Genomic DNA, 18,741 nt, shown 5'->3' on the forward strand with positions numbered 1-18,741 from the left:
CCCGCCGGCGGCAAAGGGGTGATTGTATTCCAGGCGTGCGCAGGGAAGGAGGCATCATTGGCGATGAATGGCGAAACGTCAGGCACCGTTCCGGCTGCGGATCTGGAAGGGCCTTGCACCAGCCAATGTCCACAGGCGGTCGTCCCCGGCCCGATTTTCTGGTACGGTATGTCCGACTCGACACCCTGGTTCTCCTTGAAACCCGAACTCCCACCCGGCGAAGACGCCCATGGCGACCGCCAGTTCGCCACCACCCTGCAGCGCGGCCTGCAGGTGCTGGCGTGCTTCAGCGCTGCCGCCCCGATCCTGACCAACAAGGAAATCGCCGAGCGGACCGGCTTGCCGCGACCGACCGTGTCGCGCCTGACCTATACGCTGACGCTGCTGGGCTACCTGCAGCACCATCCGCATATCGGCAAGTACGGCAAATACGAACTGGGCAATGCGGTGTTGTCGCTTGCTCACCCATTGCTGGCCAATATCGCCGTGCGGCAGGTGGCGCGGCTGCCGATGAAGGAACTGGCGGACCATGCGCACGGGTGGGTCTCGCTCGGAATACGGGAGCGGCTCAACATGGTCTATATCGAGACCGCTCGTTCGACTCGTTCCCGAAGTGTGCGGCCCGACATCGGCCAGACTTTTCCTATCGTCGTTTCCGCCATGGGCCGCGCGCACCTGGCGGCGCTGCCGGTCCGGGAGCGTGAAGAGCTGATCAATCAATTGCAGGTCAAGACGCCGGATCTGTGGGCAACGTACGCGGACCGGGTCGAGCAGGGCTTGCAGGACTATATCGAGCGTGGTTTCTGCGTGGGGCGGGGCGACTACGATCCGAACACGCACACGGTGGCGGTGCCGCTGCGGCGTCCGGGCACCAACCAGGTTATGGTGTTCAATTGCGCAGTGCGCGTCGACGACCTTGCGCCGGGGGCTCTTGATAATGACCTTGGGCCGCGGCTGGCGCAGATGGTGCGGGCGATCGAGAGTGCGCTGGATATGGAGTGAGGCGGAGTGAGGCGGAGTAAGGCGGAGTAAGGTGGCGTGAGGCGACTTCGCGGGAATGCCGGCGCGCCCGCGGATTGCAGGCGCACCGGGTCAGATACAGCCCCTCAACCGCGCGCCGCGCCGCTCTTCAGCAAAGCCTCGATCCGCTCCTCGTCCAGCCCGGCCTCCCGCAATATCTCCCTCGTGTGCTCGCCCAGTTGCGGCGCGTGCAAGCGGTATTCCGGCTTGGATTCCGACCATTCCGATGGCACGGCGGTGGTACGGATCCGTCCCTCGGTCGGATGGTCGTGCTCGGTGAAGTAGCCGATCTCCGCCAGGTGCGGATCGGCCAGGATGTCTTCCAGGTCGTTGACCCGCTGGGCCGGGATGTCGGCCTGCTCGAAATCCTGCAGCCACTCGGCCGTGGAACGCTTGCGCAATTCTTCGGCGACCATGCTGTTGACCGCGCCGTAGTGCTGGCTGCGCGAGGCGGCGCTGGTGAAGCGCGGGTCTTCGTCCATCATCGCGGGTTTGCCGATCAGGGCGAAGAAGGCACGCCAGTGCTTGTCCGTGTAGATCAGCGTGCAGATGTAGCCGTCGCTGGTGGCAAACGGCCGGCGCTCGTGCAAGAGGATGCGGGAATAGCCGGGTTCGTCCACGCGCGGCTCGAAGGCTGCGCCGCCCAGGTGCTCGCCCATCACTATCGCCAGCATGTGCTCGAACATCGGGATGTCGATGCGCTGGCCCTTGCCGGATTTTTCGCGGAAGTAGAGTGCGGCGCTGACTGCGCTGGCCACCTGCTGGCCGACCGCGCGGTCCACCAGGTTGATCGGCGCGTAGTGCGGTTGCTCCGCGCCCTGGCGCATGAACAGCGCGGGCAGGCCGATCGCGCCCTGGATCAGGTCTTCATAGGCCGGCTTGGCGGCGTACTGGCCGCGCTGGCTGTAGCCGAACGCGCCGACATAGATGATGCGGGGATTCACTTCCCGCACTTCCTCGTACGACAAGCCCAGCCGCGCCATGGAGTTCGGGCGCGAGTTGTACAGCAGCACGTCGGCGCCGGCCACCAGCGCCAGCAAGGCCGCGCGCGCTTCCTCGCGCTTGAGGTCAAGCGCAATCGAGCGCTTGTTGCGGTTGACGTTCATGAACATGTGGCCCATGCCGCGATTCCGGAACGGCCACAACTGGCGGGTGACATCGCCTTGCGGCGACTCGATCTTGATCACGTCGGCGCCCATGTCGCCCAGCATCTGGGCAGCGAAAGGGCCCATCAGCACGGTCGACAGGTCGAGCACGCGCACGCCTGAAAGCGGACCACTCATGCGATACCCAGCACCCCGGCCAGCGTCTCCGGCGTCAGCTGGGCGCCGGAGTAGAACTTGCCGTCAACTTCCAGCACCGGCGACGAGCGGATGCCCAGGTCTTCGATTTTCTCAGCGGCGTCCTCGTCCATCATCAGGTCGCGCGCCACGAAGGCGACGCCGTTGGTGCGCAGGTATTGCTTGAGCCGCTCGCAGGGAGCGCACAGCGGCGTCGAATAAACAGTGATTTCAGTGGGCATGGTCATACCTTTCCTTCGGCCTTCAGTTGCTTGTACAGCTCCTTCTTGCGCAGCCAGTCCTGTTCCACTTCGCCGGTCTTCCACGGCTGTTCCGGCGTGAAGACCAGGTCTTTCCATGCTTCTCCATGGCTCCAGCGGAAGGGCGTCTGCACCGTGGTGCGCGGCAGGAAGGCCGTTTCCAGCAGCTTGAAGCCGATTTCAAGTATCTCGCGTTGCTGGGCGGGATTGTGCGGTTCGCCGCAGGGATTGCCGAGCGGGAAATCGGTATGGACCACGCGTGGCACGCCGACGTATTCGACGATGTCGCGGGCGGCAGCCAGCACCACCGTCGGTATGCCATTGGCTTCCAGATGGCGTGCCACCAGGCTGATGGTCTGGTGGCAGACCGGGCAGACCGGCACCAGCACGGCGATATCGGCGCCGTCTTCGCGGCAGCGTTCCAGCACCGCCGGCGCGTCCCGTTCGCGGGTGCGGCGCTGGCTGTAGGCGTTGAACACGCCATGGAAACGGGCCGTCAGGCTGCCGATGCGGCCGGCCGCAACCGCTTCATGCAGGCGCGTGGTCGGGTAGAACGCATCCACGTCTTCCAGTGTCGTGGCGGCCTGGTCAAAGCTGTGCGATGGGCTGTACAGCTGGGACGCAGGCGTGTCGGATGGCAATGTGTAGGCGCCGCCGACGATGCCCATCTGGTTTTCGTCTTCGACCGACTCGACGCCATGGATCGAAATCTCGCTGGTGGAAATCAGCGCCACACGGCATTGCGCAAGCGGCTTGGTCAGCGGCGTGAATGGCACTTCGTCGTAGTGCGCCCATTGGTAGGGCTTGTCATACCCTTGTGACAGGTAGTATTCGCGCGTCTTCTCGATATAGCGTACGGGTCCGGCCATGTGAGGATCTCCTTCTGAGGTTGAGCCCATGATCGGCAGGCGGTGCCGGGGTGTCAAGGAATCGGCACAAAGCGTTCGCATTTCAAAATGCACTGCACAAAATGCATGCCAACCTTACTGCGGCGCAGCAATTCGTCGGACGTTTCGCAATGCGAACGGTAATGCTGCTGGCGCTTGTCGGACGTTGTCCGCGGCCCGTGCATGCACGATACTCGTTTGCATGATCCTTCTCTCCGTCCCTGAACTGCGCGAGTGGCTTGAATCAGGGCAGGAACATGCCCTGTTCGATGTGCGCGAAGCCGGTGAAGCCCACCGTGGCCACATCTTTGGCGCGAGCTTCCTGCCGCGCCGCCAGATCGAATTCCGTATCGCGGCGCTGGTGCCGGACCGCGGCACTGCCATTTGCCTGGTCGACGGCGGTGGCGCCGACCGACGGGCCCGGTACGCAGCCGGAACGCTGGAGCGGCTCGGCTATCGCCAGGTCAGCGTGCTCGACGGCGGCACAGAGGCCTGGGCCGCCAGCGGCCAGATACTCGTAGCCGGCAGCAATGTGCCGAGCAAGTTGTTCGGCGAGGAAGTCCAGGAAGGACAGCATGTGCCGCATATCGATGTGGCCACCCTCAAACAGTGGCAGGACGAGGGGCGCGATCACCTGGTATGCGACATCCGTTCTCCCGAGGAGTACCGCAGTTCGCGTATTCCTGGCGCGCGCGGCGCCTTTGGCACCGAACTCGCGCGGCTGGCCCCGAGCCTGCGCGGCGAAGGGCGGCCAATCGTGGTCCACTGTTCGGGCCGCACCCGCAGCATCGTTGCCTGCCAGACCCTGCGCCTGCTGGGGGTGCCGGACGTCCATGCACTGGAAAACGGCACCATGGGATGGCGGTTGGCCGGTTACCCGCTGGAGCGCGGGCAGGGCGCCGGCGTGCTGACGCCAGATCCCGCCTTCGCCGCCCAATCTGAAGCCGATGTGCTGGCGCTGGCGCTGCAGGCCGGCGCGCAACGCCTGTCCTGCGAGCAGTTCGAGGCATGGAGACAGGAGCGCGCAGACGGTCGTGCCAATGTCTATCTGGTCGACGTGCGCCAGGTGCCGGAATTTGTGGATGGGCATGTTCCCGGCTCGATCGCGGTGCCTGGTGGCCTGGCCATACAGCGCGCCGATGAATTCGTGCCGGTTCGCGCCGGGCGCGTGGTGTTCATCGACAACGATGAAACGCGTTCCGCGCTGGCTGCCTACTGGTACCGGCAAATGGGATTTGCACAGGTCTACCTGTTACAGGGCGGGCTGCGGGCATGGCAGGCGGCCGGCGGCATGACGGAAACCGGTCGTGGCCGGGAGCAGCCGCTCGGATGGGACGAAGCCGTCGAGCTGGCGCGCACGATTGCGCCGGGACAGTTGGCGCAGCACATGGCGTCCATGCAGGTCGTCAATGTCGATACCAGTGCCGAAGCCGCCAAGACCCATTTGCCGGGAACCGACTGGATTCGCTACGGCGATCTGGAAGAACGGGTGGCAGCGATGTCCGACGCGCAGCGCGCGCGCCTGGTCCTGACCTGCCGCGACGGCACCCTGTCGACGATGGCCGCAGCCAACCTGGCGCGTGCAGGATGGCCCGGCGTGCCGGTCCTGGCCGGCGGAGTCGCTGCATGGCGATCGGCCGGTTTTGAGCTCGAGCAGGGCGCAATTGGCGGCCTGGCCGGCGCGACTGACCTGGTGGTGCAACCGTACGATGCCGGCCTGGAAGAGATGCAGCGCTACTTGGCGTGGGAGCAGCAGTTGATACAGCAGATCCGCCAGCAGTCGTCGGCATCAGAACGATAAAGTCGCAACGATAAAGTCGCAACGATAAAGTCGCAACGATAAAGTCGCAACGATAAAGTCGCAGGACAACAATTTGCCGCAACACGAGCAGCGGCAGCCAGCTACGGAGAATAAACATGAACATGCCGGTATCCGCCAACGACATCGTCGCCGAAAGAATGCGCTTGGCGCGCGAGATGCTGGCGCGCGTGCGCAAGCTGGCCGACGGCGGCGTCGACCGCGACCGGCTGAAGCAGATCACCGTCGAAATGCAGGGACTGGCCGCGCGCCGCGACCTGTTCCCGGTCGAGGAATTTCCACCGATCGAGGGTGGCAATGCCAGCATGTACCGGCTGTCCGAAGATCCTGATCACCGCTTCGCCCTGTATGTCGTGGCGCCGGCGCCGGGAGGCTTCACACCGCCGCACGATCACGACACCTGGGCAGTCATCGTCGGCATGCACGGGCGTGAACATAACAAGCTGTACCGGCGCCTGGATGACGGCAGCGAACCTGGCGTGGCGCGCATCGAGCAGAGCGGCGAACTCGACGTGGTCGCCGGCGTTGCCACCGCGCTGATGCCGGACGACATCCATTCCATCCATCTTGGGGATGACGGTCCGCACGCCAACCTGCACCTGTATGGAATGAGCGTCGAACACTGCCTGCAGCGCAAGATGTACAGTCGCAGCAAGAACAGCTACAAGGTCTTTCCAGCTGCCACTGGCGTGCAGAAAGCCCGCGGCGCAGACTGAAGAAAATACAAGAAGCAAAACACGAAGTACAAAGCATGCTGCATAAAATATAAAACATGAAACGAGGAGACATCATGAAACGGACGCTTTGCACGATTGCCGCGCTGTTGGCCGCCACGCTTGCGGCGGCACTGTCGCCAGCTGCCCACGCGCAGTCCTATCCGGCCAGGCAGGTGAAGATCATCGTGCCGTTCCCGCCGGGCGGCAGCACCGACATCATGGCGCGGGTGATCGCCAGCCGCCTGCAGACATCGCTCGGGCAGCCTTTCGTGGTGGAAAACCGCAGCGGCGCTGGCGGCGTGATCGGCACCGAAGCGACTGCCAAGTCCGCGCCTGACGGCTACACCCTGCTGCTGGCGTCGTCAGCGCCATTGGCGGTCGGCCTCAAGCTCTATCCCAAGCTGCCCTATGACGTGCAGCGCGACCTGACCCCGGTTTCCATGGTCGGCGAGGTCGGCATGGTGCTGGCGACCGGCGCCAACTCGAAGACGCCGACAGTCAAGGACATGGTGGCGTATGCCAAGGCCAATCCCGGCAAGCTCAGCTTCGGCCTCAATGCACTGGGTTCGCAAAGCCATCTGCTGACGGCGTTGTTCCAGTTGCGTACCGGCACCTCGATCAACATGATTCCCTACAAGGGTTCGGCCCCGGCCGTGGTGGACCTGATCGGCGGCACCATCGATGCTGACTTCGAGAACGTGCCGGCCGTGCTGCAGCACATCAAGTCCGGCAAGCTGCGTGCAGTCGCTTCGCTCTCTGCCAAACGCAGCGAAGTCCTGCCCGATACCCCGACCTTTGCCGAACTGGGCATGCCCGAATTCGTGGCGGCGCCGTGGTTTGCGATCGTCGCTCCGGCTGGCACCCCTGCCGACATCATCAGCAAGCTCAATGGCGAGATCAACAAGATCCTGGCTTCTGCCGAGGTGAAGGAAGTGTTCGCCAAGCAGGGTGCGACGCCGGTCATTTCCTCGCCTGCGGAGACCGGTGCTTTCTTCAAGCAAGAGATCGACAAGTGGGCCAAGGTGGTGGCCGAGACCGGCGCCAAGCTTCAATAACGACATGACCACGTCCGGGTCCAGGCCGCTCTTCACGTCCACCCACTGGGGCCTGTACGAGGTCGAGCGTGCGGCGGGTGCAGTCACCGGCTTGCGTCCTCATGCCGGCGATCCCGACCCGTCGCCAATTGCGCGCTCCATGCCGGCGGCCCTGACCGGGCCGACCCGCGTGCGTCGGCCGGCGGTGCGGCGCAGCGTGCTGGAAGGCGGGCCGGGCAGTGCGCCAGAGCGGCGCGGCATCGATCCCTTCGTCGAAGTGGAGTGGGATGAAGCGCTGGACCTGGTTGCCGGCGAGATCGATCGCGTCCGCCAGCATCACGGCAATGCCTCGATTTTCGCCGGTTCGTATGGTTGGTCGAGCGCGGGGCGCTTTCATCATGCGCAGAGCCAGGTGCACCGCTTCATGAATTGCGCGGGGGGGTACACCGGCCATGTCGGCAGTTACAGCCTCGGCGCCGCCCGCACCCTGATGCCCCATATCGTCATGGGCATGGACGACATCATCGCGCAGATGACGGCGTGGCCAGTACTGGAGCAACACTGCAGCCTGTTCATCGCATTCGGCGGGGTGCCGGCGAAGAATGCGCAGGTCGGCACCGGTGGCGCTTCCCGCCACTGGCTGCGCGGCGGCCTGCAACGGCTGGCCGCAGCCGGCTGCCGCATCGTCAATATCAGCCCTGCGCGCGGCGATCTCGACGGCGCGCAGACCGAGTGGCTGCCGATCCGCCCCAACACCGATGTCGCGTTGATGCTGGGCCTGGCGCATGAACTGATGGCGCGCGGGCTGCACGATCCCGGCTTCCTGCGCAGCCATTGCACCGGATTCGATGAATTCGCGCGCTACCTGTCAGGCGCGAGCGACGGCCAGCCCAAGGACGCGCGCTGGGCGGCCGGCATTACCGGCATTGATGCGCAAACCATCGCGCAACTCGCTCGCGACATGGCTGCGCAGCGGACCATGATCAACGCCAGCTGGTCGCTGCAGCGCGCCGATCACGGCGAACAGCCGTACTGGATGCTGGTGACCCTGGCGGCCATGCTGGGCCAGGCCGGCTTGCCCGGCGGCGGCTTCGGGCTGGGCTATGGCGCGATCAACAATGCCGGCGCCCATGCGGCCGCATTTTCCGGGCCGACCCTGCCGCAGGGCAGCAATGCGGTGAAGACGTCGATACCGGTGGCGCGCATTGCCGACATGCTGCTCAACCCCGGCGGCCGGCTCGAATTCGACGGCGGCGTGATGCACTATCCGGACATCCGGCTGGTCTACTGGGCGGGCGGCAATCCCTTCCATCATCACCAGGACCTGAATCGGCTGTTACGGGCCTGGCGTCGGCCGGACACGATCATCGTCAACGAGCAGTTCTGGACCGCCACCGCCAAGCTGGCCGACGTGGTGCTGCCTGCCACCACCAGCCTGGAACGCGACGACATCGGCAGTGCCACGCGCGACCCGTGCATGGTCGCGATGAAACGCGCAATCGACCCCGTGGGGCAGGCGCGGGACGACTACGCCATCTTCACTGCATTGAGCAGGCGGCTGGGGACGGAAGCCGCCTACACCGAGGGCCGCGACACCATGGGCTGGCTGCGGCATTTGTATGAACTGTCGCGCGAGAAGGGTCGCAGCTTCGGGATCGACCTGCCCGGCTTCGATCAGTTCTGGGAAGAGGGCCTGGTCGAGATGCCATTACCGGCGCGGCCTGCGGTGTTCCTGGCAGATTTTCGGGCCGATCCGGTGGCGCATCCGCTGCCCACGCCGAGCGGACGCATCGAGATCGGTTCGCAAACGATCGCCGGCTTTGGATACGAGGAGTGTCCGGGCCATCCGGTCTGGCGGGAGCCGGCCGAATGGACAGGCAATGCGCCGCACGACGGCCACTGGCTGCATCTGATTTCCAACCAGCCATCGACCAAATTGCACAGCCAGTATGACCACGGCATCGTCAGTCTGGAAAACAAGATCGGCGGGCGCGAGCCGATCCTGCTGCATCCCGACGACGCGGCAGCGCGCGGGATTGCTGCCGGCGACATCGTGCGGGTCCACAATGCGCGCGGCGCCTGCCTGGCCGGCGCGCGCCTGGAAGCGGGACTGTTGCGCGGCGTTGCCATCATGGCGACCGGGGCCTGGTACGACCCGCTCGATCCCGACGAGCCCGGTACGCTGGACAAGCACGGCAATCCCAACGTCCTGACGCGCGACGCCGGCACCTCGCGGCTGACGCAGGGTTGCAGCGCCCATACTGCATTGGTCGAAGTGGAGAAGCATGCCGGCGCGGTGCCGGAAGTGACGGCGTTCGATGCGCCCGCGTTTGTGGAGCCTTCATTGGTGGCGCGGGCGCCTGGTGCTCTGCCGTAACCCGGCGTCTCGTTGACCCAGCCGCAACGGCCGTCCTTCAAGCCGAAGCGGACGGCGCATCATGCGCAAGCCCGCCGCACTGGCACGAGCGACGCCCCGGAATCCGCTGCACCAGTCGCTGCAACTGCGCCAGCCCGAACAACCATTCGTCCAGTCCCGACTCGGCGTTGATATGACCCAGCGCGCCAGCATTGATGAAATCGCTGCCCCATTGGTCGCCCCAGAAAGCAGCGCGTTCCATCCTCATCCACGGGTCATCCTCGCTGGCGACAAGGGCCGAGGGAAACCGCAATCGCCCCTGGAGCGAAGCCTCGTTAACGCCCAGCTTCACCGGATCGGCCGGGGCCACCAGCAAGGCGCCATACAGGTTAGGGGCGTGGGCCAGCGAACGATGGACTGTCGCCAGGCAGCCAAAGCTATGGGCAATGATCACAGCCGGCCGCGCCGAGCGGCGCAGGGCATGGCCGATCTGCTCCGACCATGATTCCAGATCCGGGACGTCCCAATTGCGCTGCTCGACACGCTCGAACGCGGGATAAAATTCCTGCCAGCGCGACTGCCAGTGGCCGGGGCCGCTGTCATTCAATCCAGGAACGATCAGGACGCGGAAATCGGCAATGCGCGCCAGCATGGCTCAGGCCGCATCCGCTCGGGATGCGGTGCCGCCGGGATTCGCCAGGCTGCGCGCCGATGTCGCTGCATGCTCGTGGCCTGAACGGCGGTCGAGCGCAGCCTTGGGCAGGTCCCATGCGTGGCCCTGGGCCAGGATCGGCCGGCCGTCAGCCGGCATGCCGGCCAGCACATCCACGACCGTCTCGCTCTCGACCCGCTTGAACAGCAGTTCGACGCCGAGCGTCCGGCATTTGCGCAAGAGCGCCTCGACGCCGTCCCGATCGGTGATCTCCCGTCCGTCGAGCTTGATGGCATCAGGCCGCACCCGGCCCAGCAACTGCAAGCCATCCGCCGCATTGGCCACGTTGACGGCCACCCTGAAGCGGTTGCGGCGGTAGTTGTCGGCCACATAGTCGAGCAGCCAGCCCTGGTTCGGCATCGACTGCGGCAATTGCAGCACGATCTTTTCCGCAGGCAGGCCCAGGTTGTCGAGGACGCGCCGGAACACCATGCCATGGTTGCTGCCCACCGCGGCCAGCAGGCGGTCATGCACGCTCAGGTACAGGTCGGATCCGGCCGCTTCCGCTTGCCGATGGAAATTGAGCACATGCAGCATCCGGCACAGCCGGTCCAGTTCGACTGACTCGTCATCGCTGGCGGCCTGCTCCAGCAGCTTCCATACCGACAAGCCGCCATCGGTCTTCGAGTAGCTGCGGATGAAAGCTTCATAAGCGACGATGCTCGTGGAGTCGATTTCCCGCACCGGCTGGAACACGCTGGTCAGCGTGCAGTTGAAATACTGTCCCCGCGCACTGCCATCCTGGCCCAGCCAGATGCGTTGGCCAGGCGCAGCCGAGCGCGGCAGCCGGTCAAGGTAGTCATTGATTGTGGGGGACGGCATGTATCCATTTCCTTTCCGGGAACGCGATGCCCGAAGGCCGGCTCATCGGCGCCGCATGACGCAACGCCGCACCAAGCCTTGCTCATGGTAGGGCGGGCATGGCCGATCACAAACGAATCTTTGCGGCTATGGATAATCGGGTTTCTGATATGGTCGGACTCAAGAGTCTTGATCGATGACAAACATGCCGGCGGCTGGCTTATTCCTTCTCCCGCGGCGAAGCCGATGCCCGTCCATGGCGCCGCTTGTACCAGTGCGGACGCTCCGCCGGCAGCGGCGCGGTCGGCGTTGGCACCCTCTGCATTTCCAGTTCCTTGAACAGTTCGACCAGAAAGTCGATGAACACCCGTACCCGCGGGGTACGGCGCTGGCTGGCGCGGTAGATCAGGTTGATCGGTGGTGCATGCTTGGTCTCCCAGTCCAGCAATGCCGGCACCAGACGGCCGCTGCGCAAGTGACTGGCGATCGTCAGGTCGGAGAAGCGCGCGACGCCGGCGCCGGCGATCGCGGCATCGAGCAGCACATCGCGGTGATCGCTGATCAGCCAGCCGCTGACCGTGACCGCCTCCTTGCGACCCTCGCGCTCGTATTCCCAGAAATCGAGGATGGTGTCTTCCTGGTCGCGAAACAGCAGGCAGGTGTGGCCTTCAAGGTCTTTCGGCCGCTGCGGTACACCGTGCGCTGCCCAGTAGGACGGCGAGGCGCAGATCAGGGAACGCGTCTGCGCAATCCGCCGGTGCACCATTCCCGCATGAGACTGCCAGCCGTACAAAAGCAATATGTCGGCTTCCTGCGCTTCCGGCGCGCTCGCCAGGTCGACGGTCCGGATATCGATCTGGATGTCGGGATAGCGTGCATGAAAAGCAGCCATGGCCGGCAGCACGCAATGCTGCGATAGCGAGGGCGGTACGCCCAGCACCAGCGTCCCTTGCGCGCGCACTGCCGCGCCAGTCAGCGATTCATCAGCCGCCCGCAGTTGCTGCAGCACCGGCTTGCAGGCCTCGAGGTAGCCGGCGCCGTCCGGCGTCAGCGCGATGCCCTGGGTCGCGCGATGGAACAGTTGCACCCCGAGGCTGGTTTCCAATGCCGTGATCAGCCGCGCCACCGCCGGCGTGCTGACATCGAGCCGCCTGGCCGCCGCCGAAAAGCTGCCGTCCTTTGCCGCCGCCACGAAATATTCCAGTGCTCGCAACTTGTCCATCGCTTCGCTCGCTTAAACAAAATGTTAACACTCATATTACCAATGTGAGTATTCCGTTGCCAAATGTCGGGTGCTACATTGGATTCGGATAATGCAGCCAATCAAGGGGCCGGCAGCGGGGGCCGGCAGCGTCAAATCAATCCCGGCAAGCGGGATGTCACGAAAGGAACAGGATGATCACGCTAGGCAGTGATATCGGCGGCACGTTCACCGATTTCGTCGAAGTGGATGAGACAAGCGGTCGGGTGGAAGTCTACAAATGCCTGACCACGCCGGACGACCCCTCGCGGGCAATCGACGAGGGCGTGCGCAAGCTCGCCGAACGCCAGGGCCGGACGGCGGCGGCGCTGGACGTGATGGTGCATGGCACCACGCTGGTGATCAACGCAGTCATCGAGCGCAAGGGCGCCAGGACCGGCTTGCTGACCACCCGCGGTTTCCGCGATGTGCTGGAGATCGGACGGGAAAAGCGCTTCGATGCCTACGACCTGCAGATCGCTTTCCCCGAGCCGCTGGTGCCACGCTACAGGCGGCTGGAAGTCGACGAACGGATGCATGCCACAGGCGCCGTGCTGACGCCGCTGGATGAGGATAGCGTCAGGACGGCGGTGCGCAAGCTGCTGGAGCAGGGCTGCGAGTCGTTCGCTGTGTGCTTGCTGCATTCTTACCGCAACCCGGCCCACGAGCGCCGGGTGGGCGAGATCATTGAAGAGATGTCGCCCGGCACGCCGGTCACGCTGTCGTCCGACGTGCTTCCCGAAATCAAGGAATACGAGCGCACCACGACGACCACCATCAATGCCTATGCCAAGCCGATCACCTCGCGTTACCTGCGCCGGCTGGAGCAGCGCGTGCTGGAGCAGGGCTTCAAGGGCGAGCTGCTGATGATGCAGTCGAGCGGCGGCATCAACTCGGTTGCGTTTGCGCGCGACTTCCCGGTGCAGATCATCGAATCCGGCCCGGCCGCCGGCACGCTCGGCGCCGCGCATTTCGCCCGCCTGGCAAAGCTGGACAAGGTCCTGGCCTTCGACATGGGCGGCACCACCGCCAAGCTGGCGCTGGTGGAAGATGGCCGTGCGATCCGCACCAATGATTTCGAGGTGGCCCACGTTCACCGCTTCAAGCGCGGCAGCGGCATTCCGGTTCGAGTTTCGGTGGTCGACCTGATCGAGATCGGCGCTGGCGGCGGCAGTATCGCCAAACGCACGCCGGTCGGCACGCTGCAGGTGGGACCGGAAAGTTCGTCAGCGGTGCCGGGACCTGCTTGTTATGGACAGGGCGGAACCGAACCTACCGTGTCCGACGCCGACCTGGTGCTGGGCTACCTGGATGGCGACAGCTTCCTTGGCGGGCGCATGAAGCTCGATCGTGCCGCAGCTGAGGCCGCGATCAAGCGGGTACTGGCCGATCCGCTCGGCATACCGGTTGACCAGGCTGCGTTCGGCATTCACGCCATCGTCAACGAAAACATGGCGTCCGCGGCCAAGGCCTATGTCAGCGAGAAAGGTGAGAATCCGCGTTCCTGCGCGCTGGTCGGATTCGGCGGCGCCGGCCCGGTCCATTCCTGCGACCTGGCCGCGCGGCTCGGCATCGACACCGTGCTGATTCCACCGCGCGCGGGGGTGGCGGCAGCATTCGGCATGATCGTGGCGCCGGTTGCGTACGACGCCGTGCGCTCGCACCGGGTGCTATTCAAGCAGCTTACGGCGGAAGTATTGAGCGGCTTGCAGCGCGAGATGGCGGCCGAATGCGAAATGCGCTTGCCAAAGACGGTCGATTCGGCCGCTGTAGCGCTGGAATACAGCGTCGACATGCGCTATCTGGGCCAGGGCTATGACGTCAACGTGATCTTCACGCCAGGCCGCACGCATGATGAAACGCTGGCTGCAATCCGCGGCGGTTTCGAACGCGCCTACCTGAAGCTGTATGGCCGTGTCTATCCGGACCTGCAACTGGAACTGATGACCTTCCGCCTGTCGGCCAGTTCGCAGCGCCGGGTGGCCCCGGTCGAAGGTGCGCGTTCCACCGCGCGCAGCGACGGCAGGACCGGCACCCGCCGCGCATACTGTCCGCGCCTGCGCACCTGGATGGATTTCGCGGTACACCGGCGCGACCGCATCGCCGTCGGCCTGCAGTTGCCGGGACCGGCAATCATCGAGGAAGACGAGTCCACCACGGTGGTGCCCAGCGGCGCCACGCTTCATATCGACGAACACGGCAGCCTGATCGTGAAGCTGGCGCGCGCAGCGTCGGCCAGCGCACAGGTTCAGTAGCGGAACATGGACACGGACAAGGACAAGGACATTCAGATGAATACCTCAAGCACTATCGATCCGATCACGCTGGAAATGTTGTGGCGGCGGCTTGTTTCCATCGTCGGCGAACTGGGATCCACCTTGCGCAGGACTTCATTTTCCACAGTGGTGCGTGATATTGGCGACTATGGCTGCGCGGTGTTCGACGCCGATGCACGCTTGCTGGCGCAGACGCCGGACAGCACGCCGGGATTGTGCGGACCGCTGGGCGCCATGCTGCGCAACATGCTGGTGGCGCATCCACCAGCGACGCTGGAGGATGGCGATATCCTGATCGGCAACGATCCGTGGGCAGGAAGCGGGCATCACAACGACGTCAGCATCATGCTGCCGATCTTCCACCAGGGACGGCGCATCGGTTACGTGATGACCTGCTGCCACCATGTGGATATAGGCGGGCGCCGCGCCACCACCGAGAGTCGCGACAACTACGAGGAAGGACTGCGCATCCCGATGCTGAAGTACTACCGCAAGGGAGAGATCAATCGCGATGTGCTGTCCTTCATCGAGAGCAATGTGCGTTCGCATCAGACCGTGGTCGGAGATATCGGCGCACAGGTCGCGGCCTGCCATGTCGGCGCCGAGCGCATGCGTGAAATGTGCGCCGAGATGGAATGGCCCGACGTGCAGGGACTGGCAGATGAGATCGTGCGCCGCAGCGAAGAGGTCACGCGCGCCGAAATCCGCAAGCTGCCCAACGGCACCTATACCCATGAAGCCAAGGTCGACATCGTCGGCGGCGAAACGCTGGTCATCCGCACAGCGGTGATCATCAGCGACGACGAAATCGTGGTCGACTTCAGCGGCAGCTCGCCGCAGGTGAAGCCGGCCATCAACTGCACGCTGACCTACACCGCCGCCTATACCGTTTTCGGGGTGATCTGCCTGCTCAACCTGCCGGTGGCGGTAAACGAAGGAACGCTGCGCCCGATCCGGGTGGTGGCGGAAGAGGGCAGCGTGCTGAACTGCACCTTCCCGGCGCCGGTTTTCGGGCGCACTGCAATCGGCAACTTCCTGCCCGACCTGGTCTACCAGGCGATCGCACCGGCAGCGCCGGAGCGCGTCTGCGCCGGCGCCGGCGCCACGCCGATGTGGGGCCAGTACATGTTCGGCAAGAGGAAGGATGGCGCCGACTTCGCGCCCTTCAACGTTTCGAGCGGCGGCCTTGGGGCACGCGCCGCTCAGGACGGCGTGTCCTGCCTGGCTTTTCCCTACAACGTCGGCAACACGCCGGCCGAAGTGATTGAAAGCGAAGTGCCGATGATCGTCGAGGAACGCTCGCTCTGGCAGGACTCCGCCGGGCCGGGTCGTTTCCGCGGCGGGTTCGGCCAGAAGTATGTGCTGCGCATGCTGGAAGGCGACCTCGGCCCGGTGGGCGAAGTGCTGGCCAGCTTTCGCGGCGGCCGCTTCATCTATCCGCCTGCGGGCGTGCTTGGCGGCGGCGATTCGCCCAACGGTTTCCTCAGCATTCGCGGCACCAGCGATGACGCCGGGCGGCATGTGATCGTGCGCGCCGGCGACCGCATCGTCAGCCATATTCCGGGCGGCGGCGGTTACGGCAATCCGCAGGAACGCGAGCGCGGCATGGTGGAGAAGGATTTGCGCAACGAATTGATTTCACCGGAGCATGCGCGCAAGTATTATGGGTACTCCGACGCATAGCCTCGCCGGAGCGTCGAATTTATTGGAACTGTTCAAACAGGGAGAAGCGATGAATTTCCGTAGAAGAGGGACTGTCCTGGCTGCGCTTGCTGCATTGATGGGTCTGGCCGGGCCGGCCGCCATGGCGCAGGAGACCTACCCATCCAAGCCGATCAAGCTGATTGTGCCGTGGACGCCGGCCGGCACCGTGGATATCGTCGCGCGCCAACTGGCCGAACGCATGAGCGCCAAGCTCGGCGTGCCGGTGGTGGTGGAAAACAAGGCGGGCGCAACCGGCCAGATTGGCTCGCAACTGGTGATCAATTCGCCGGCGGATGGCTACACCCTGCTGGTGATGTCGACCACGGTGCACACCGTTTCTCCCAATTTCTCGAAATCTTTCCCGTTCAATCCGATCGACGATTTCACCCCGATCTCGCAGATCGTGACCTTTCCGTATGCGATGGTGGTGGCGGCCGACAGTCCCTACAAGACGGTAGCTGACCTGGCCGCTGCGGCAAAGAAGGATCCGGGCAAGATCGCATACGGTTCGTTCGGCATTGGCAGTGCGCCGTTCCTGATGAGCGAACTGTTTGCGATGCAGACCGGCACCAAGCTGCTGCATGTGCCCTACAAGGGCGCGTCCCAGGCCATCACCGACCTTGGTGGAGGGCAGATCCAGTTCTTCATCGATTCGCTGCCTTCGCCGCTCGGCCTGATTCGTGGCGGCAAACTGCGCGCATTGAGCGTGACCACCGCAAAACGCTCGGCTACGCTGCCCGACGTGCCGACCATGGGCGAGACCGTGCCGGGCTTTGATGCCACTGCATGGCTGGGAATCGCCGCACCGGCCAAGACGCCGCGTCCCGTGGTGCAGAAGATCCATGCCGTGCTGACAGAAATCGCCGCCCAGCCCGACTACGCCGCGCGCCTGCGCGACATTGGCCTGGAGCCGGTTGCCAGCCCCTCGCCGGAGCAGTTCCGGGGATTCCTGGTGCAGCAGAAGCAGTACTGGGGCGACTTCATCCGCAAGGCCAACCTGCCGATGGTGAATTAGCAGCGACTGTCTGCCCTGGCGTTGCCTGTGGGCGGCACCAGGGCCGGCATTGAGTCGCGTTCCATTCGCAGCTTCCGCCGGCATTCCCCCTATCTCTCGCTTAATCTTCAATTCAAGGGCCTCACGTGCAACGCTATCAGATCTACATCGACGGCAAATGGAGCGATCCATCCTCCGGTTCCTGGTTCGAGACCACCGAACCCTATTCCGGAAAAGCCTGGGCCGAGATCCCGCGCGCGACCGAAGCAGATGCCGACGCTGCGGTGCGGGCCGCGCATCGCGCATTCCTCTCAGAAGCCTGGAGCGGCCTGACGGCAACCGCGCGTGGCGCGCTGCTGCGGCGGCTGGCCGGCCTGATCGAACGCGACGCCGAGCGGCTGGGCGCGATCGAGCAGCGCGACAACGGCAAGCTGATCGCCGAAGTGGCGCCGCAGGTGCGCGGCATTGCGCAATGGTTCTACTATTACGCGGGCCTGGCGGACAAGGTCGGCGGCAGCGTGGTGCCCATGCCCCGCAACGACGTATTCAACTACACGAAGTACGAGCCGCTGGGCGTGGTGGTGGCAATCACGCCGTGGAATTCGCCGATGGCGCTGACCGCCTGGAAAATGGCGCCGGCGCTGGCGGCCGGCAATACCATTGTGATCAAGCCTTCCGAATTTACCTCGGCCTCGCTGCTGGAACTGGCAGCGCTGTGCGAGGAGGCCGGATTTCCGCCGGGCGTGGTGAATGTCGTCACCGGCTATGGCGCCGAAGTCGGGGATCCGCTGGTACGTCATCCGCTGGTCGCCAAGATTGCCTTCACCGGCGGTGAAGCCGGCGGGCGCATGGTCAACCAGATCGCGGCCGCTGATTTCAAGAAGGTCACGCTCGAACTGGGTGGGAAATCGCCCAATATCGTCTTTGCCGATGCCAACATGGACGAGGCAGTCAAGGGCGCGGTGGCCGGCGTCTTCGCCGCCTCCGGCCAGACCTGCCTGGCTGGCTCGCGGCTGTTGCTGCAGGCTTCCATACACGACGAATTCGTCGAAAAGCTGGTGGCGCTGGCGAAGTCCGCACGCATCGGCGATCCGTCGCAAATGGACACCCAGATCGGGCCGATCGCGACCCGTCCGCAATGGGAAAAAATACTGGCCATGATCGCCATGGCCAAGGAGGACGGCGCCCACTGCGCGCTCGGCGGCCATGCGCTGCAAGGGGAGGGCTATGGGCAGGGCCAGTTCATTGCGCCCACCATTTTTACCGGCGTCACCAATGACATGCGCATCGCCCAGCAGGAGGTGTTCGGTCCGGTGCTGTCGGTGCTGAAATTTGAAGACGAAGATGAGGCGATCCGCATCGCCAACGATGTGCAGTACGGCCTGGCTGCGGGCGTGTGGACGCAGGACCTGCATCGCGCCTTCTACTGCGTGGACCGGATCCGTGCCGGCACGATATGGGTCAACAACTACCGCGCCACCAGTTTCGCGACCCCGTTCGGTGGCTACAAGAAGAGCGGCATCGGCCGCGAAGGCGGGATGGAAGCAATCAAGGAATACCTGCAGGTGAAAAGCGTGTGGATCACCACCCGGCCCAATCGCGCCAATCCCTTTATCGGCGGCTGATCGTTCGCCGTCCCCGG

Annotated in this window: 15 protein-coding genes; 9 read left to right on the forward strand and 6 right to left on the reverse strand. The window is 64.6% G+C overall.

Annotation, left to right across the window (positions count from 1 at the left end):
* The first annotated feature begins 195 nt into the window (after positions 1 to 195).
* A complete protein-coding gene (locus tag FVE66_RS10910; RefSeq protein WP_241673154.1) occupies positions 196 to 1,002 on the forward strand; it encodes an IclR family transcriptional regulator in 807 nt (268 codons plus the stop codon).
* Positions 1,003 to 1,106: 104 nt separating this feature from the next.
* On the opposite strand, the gene FVE66_RS10915 is transcribed toward FVE66_RS10910, so the two are convergent.
* The 3 genes from FVE66_RS10915 to FVE66_RS10925 are packed head-to-tail and all read right to left on the reverse strand — an operon-like array spanning position 1,107 to position 3,459.
* Positions 1,107 to 2,303: a CaiB/BaiF CoA transferase family protein gene (locus tag FVE66_RS10915; protein WP_151447466.1), complete on the reverse strand. Its 1,197-nt coding sequence runs from the start codon at positions 2,301 to 2,303 to the stop codon at positions 1,107 to 1,109.
* Positions 2,300 to 2,548, reverse strand: coding sequence for a glutaredoxin family protein (locus tag FVE66_RS10920; RefSeq protein ID WP_151447467.1), 249 nt, complete (start codon positions 2,546 to 2,548; stop codon positions 2,300 to 2,302). Before FVE66_RS10920 ends, FVE66_RS10915 begins: the two co-directional genes overlap by 4 nt.
* Complete coding sequence (locus FVE66_RS10925; RefSeq protein ID WP_151447468.1) at positions 2,545 to 3,459, reverse strand: reductase; 915 nt, start codon at positions 3,457 to 3,459, stop codon at positions 2,545 to 2,547. The genes FVE66_RS10920 and FVE66_RS10925 overlap by 4 nt, the downstream gene beginning before the upstream one ends.
* A gap of 190 nt (positions 3,460 to 3,649) precedes the next feature.
* On the opposite strand from FVE66_RS10925, the gene FVE66_RS10930 reads away from it, so the two are divergent.
* The 4 genes from FVE66_RS10930 to FVE66_RS10945 all read left to right on the forward strand — a co-directional run bounded on the left by FVE66_RS10930 (position 3,650) and on the right by FVE66_RS10945 (position 9,393).
* The gene (locus FVE66_RS10930) at positions 3,650 to 5,248 is read left to right on the forward strand and encodes a rhodanese-like domain-containing protein (protein WP_161993253.1); all 1,599 of its coding nucleotides are present in this window, start codon (positions 3,650 to 3,652) and stop codon (positions 5,246 to 5,248) included.
* 116 nt (positions 5,249 to 5,364) lie between these two features.
* Entirely contained in the window at positions 5,365 to 5,982 is a 618-nt protein-coding gene (locus tag FVE66_RS10935; protein WP_241673157.1) for a cysteine dioxygenase family protein, read from the forward strand.
* 74 nt (positions 5,983 to 6,056) lie between these two features.
* Complete coding sequence (locus FVE66_RS10940) at positions 6,057 to 7,037, forward strand: Bug family tripartite tricarboxylate transporter substrate binding protein (protein WP_151447470.1); 981 nt, start codon at positions 6,057 to 6,059, stop codon at positions 7,035 to 7,037.
* 4 nt (positions 7,038 to 7,041) lie between these two features.
* The gene (locus tag FVE66_RS10945) at positions 7,042 to 9,393 is read left to right on the forward strand and encodes a molybdopterin guanine dinucleotide-containing S/N-oxide reductase (protein ID WP_151447471.1); all 2,352 of its coding nucleotides are present in this window, start codon (positions 7,042 to 7,044) and stop codon (positions 9,391 to 9,393) included.
* Between the two features lie 37 nt (positions 9,394 to 9,430).
* Here FVE66_RS10945 and FVE66_RS10950 read toward each other — a convergent pair whose 3' ends face one another.
* The 3 genes from FVE66_RS10950 to FVE66_RS10960 all read right to left on the reverse strand — a co-directional run bounded on the left by FVE66_RS10950 (position 9,431) and on the right by FVE66_RS10960 (position 12,107).
* Positions 9,431 to 10,024 (reverse strand): RBBP9/YdeN family alpha/beta hydrolase, encoded by a 594-nt coding sequence (locus tag FVE66_RS10950; RefSeq protein ID WP_151447472.1) that lies wholly within the window; start codon positions 10,022 to 10,024, stop codon positions 9,431 to 9,433.
* A 3-nt stretch (positions 10,025 to 10,027) separates the two neighbouring features.
* Entirely contained in the window at positions 10,028 to 10,906 is an 879-nt protein-coding gene (locus FVE66_RS10955) for an EAL domain-containing protein (RefSeq protein WP_151447473.1), read from the reverse strand.
* 199 nt (positions 10,907 to 11,105) lie between these two features.
* On the reverse strand, positions 11,106 to 12,107 hold the full coding sequence (locus tag FVE66_RS10960; RefSeq protein ID WP_151447474.1) for a LysR family transcriptional regulator: 1,002 nt from the start codon (positions 12,105 to 12,107) through the stop codon (positions 11,106 to 11,108).
* A gap of 173 nt (positions 12,108 to 12,280) precedes the next feature.
* Between FVE66_RS10960 and FVE66_RS10965 the strand changes: the two genes are divergently transcribed.
* From FVE66_RS10965 to FVE66_RS10980, 4 genes are all read left to right on the forward strand, one after another.
* Positions 12,281 to 14,380: a hydantoinase/oxoprolinase family protein gene (locus tag FVE66_RS10965; RefSeq protein WP_151447475.1), complete on the forward strand. Its 2,100-nt coding sequence runs from the start codon at positions 12,281 to 12,283 to the stop codon at positions 14,378 to 14,380.
* A 36-nt stretch (positions 14,381 to 14,416) separates the two neighbouring features.
* Positions 14,417 to 16,084 (forward strand): hydantoinase B/oxoprolinase family protein, encoded by a 1,668-nt coding sequence (locus FVE66_RS10970; RefSeq protein WP_161993254.1) that lies wholly within the window; start codon positions 14,417 to 14,419, stop codon positions 16,082 to 16,084.
* Between the two features lie 49 nt (positions 16,085 to 16,133).
* The gene (locus FVE66_RS10975) at positions 16,134 to 17,120 is read left to right on the forward strand and encodes a Bug family tripartite tricarboxylate transporter substrate binding protein (RefSeq protein ID WP_161993255.1); all 987 of its coding nucleotides are present in this window, start codon (positions 16,134 to 16,136) and stop codon (positions 17,118 to 17,120) included.
* A gap of 125 nt (positions 17,121 to 17,245) precedes the next feature.
* The gene (locus tag FVE66_RS10980; RefSeq protein ID WP_151447478.1) at positions 17,246 to 18,724 is read left to right on the forward strand and encodes an aldehyde dehydrogenase; all 1,479 of its coding nucleotides are present in this window, start codon (positions 17,246 to 17,248) and stop codon (positions 18,722 to 18,724) included.
* Positions 18,725 to 18,741 lie beyond the last annotated feature (17 nt).

Origin of the sequence: Lacisediminimonas profundi (assembly GCF_008831265.1) — a bacterium.
GTDB lineage: Bacteria > Pseudomonadota > Gammaproteobacteria > Burkholderiales > Burkholderiaceae_D > Lacisediminimonas > Lacisediminimonas profundi.

Excerpts from the sequence above, each read along its gene's own strand:
- FVE66_RS10960 (WP_151447474.1), bottom strand. The coding sequence starts at position 12,107 with ATGGACAAGTTGCGAGCACTGGAATATTTCGTGGCGGCGGCAAAGGAC.
- FVE66_RS10925 (WP_151447468.1), bottom strand. The coding sequence starts at position 3,459 with ATGGGCTCAACCTCAGAAGGAGATCCTCACATGGCCGGACCCGTACGC.
- FVE66_RS10965 (WP_151447475.1), top strand. The coding sequence starts at position 12,281 with ATGATCACGCTAGGCAGTGATATCGGCGGCACGTTCACCGATTTCGTC.
- FVE66_RS10930 (WP_161993253.1), top strand. The coding sequence starts at position 3,650 with ATGATCCTTCTCTCCGTCCCTGAACTGCGCGAGTGGCTTGAATCAGGG.
- FVE66_RS10950 (WP_151447472.1), bottom strand. The coding sequence starts at position 10,024 with ATGCTGGCGCGCATTGCCGATTTCCGCGTCCTGATCGTTCCTGGATTG.
- FVE66_RS10935 (WP_241673157.1), top strand. The coding sequence starts at position 5,365 with ATGAACATGCCGGTATCCGCCAACGACATCGTCGCCGAAAGAATGCGC.
- FVE66_RS10975 (WP_161993255.1), top strand. The coding sequence starts at position 16,134 with ATGAATTTCCGTAGAAGAGGGACTGTCCTGGCTGCGCTTGCTGCATTG.
- FVE66_RS10955 (WP_151447473.1), bottom strand. The coding sequence starts at position 10,906 with ATGCCGTCCCCCACAATCAATGACTACCTTGACCGGCTGCCGCGCTCG.
- FVE66_RS10920 (WP_151447467.1), bottom strand. The coding sequence starts at position 2,548 with ATGACCATGCCCACTGAAATCACTGTTTATTCGACGCCGCTGTGCGCT.
- FVE66_RS10945 (WP_151447471.1), top strand. The coding sequence starts at position 7,042 with ATGACCACGTCCGGGTCCAGGCCGCTCTTCACGTCCACCCACTGGGGC.
- FVE66_RS10940 (WP_151447470.1), top strand. The coding sequence starts at position 6,057 with ATGAAACGGACGCTTTGCACGATTGCCGCGCTGTTGGCCGCCACGCTT.
- FVE66_RS10970 (WP_161993254.1), top strand. The coding sequence starts at position 14,417 with ATGAATACCTCAAGCACTATCGATCCGATCACGCTGGAAATGTTGTGG.
- FVE66_RS10915 (WP_151447466.1), bottom strand. The coding sequence starts at position 2,303 with ATGAGTGGTCCGCTTTCAGGCGTGCGCGTGCTCGACCTGTCGACCGTG.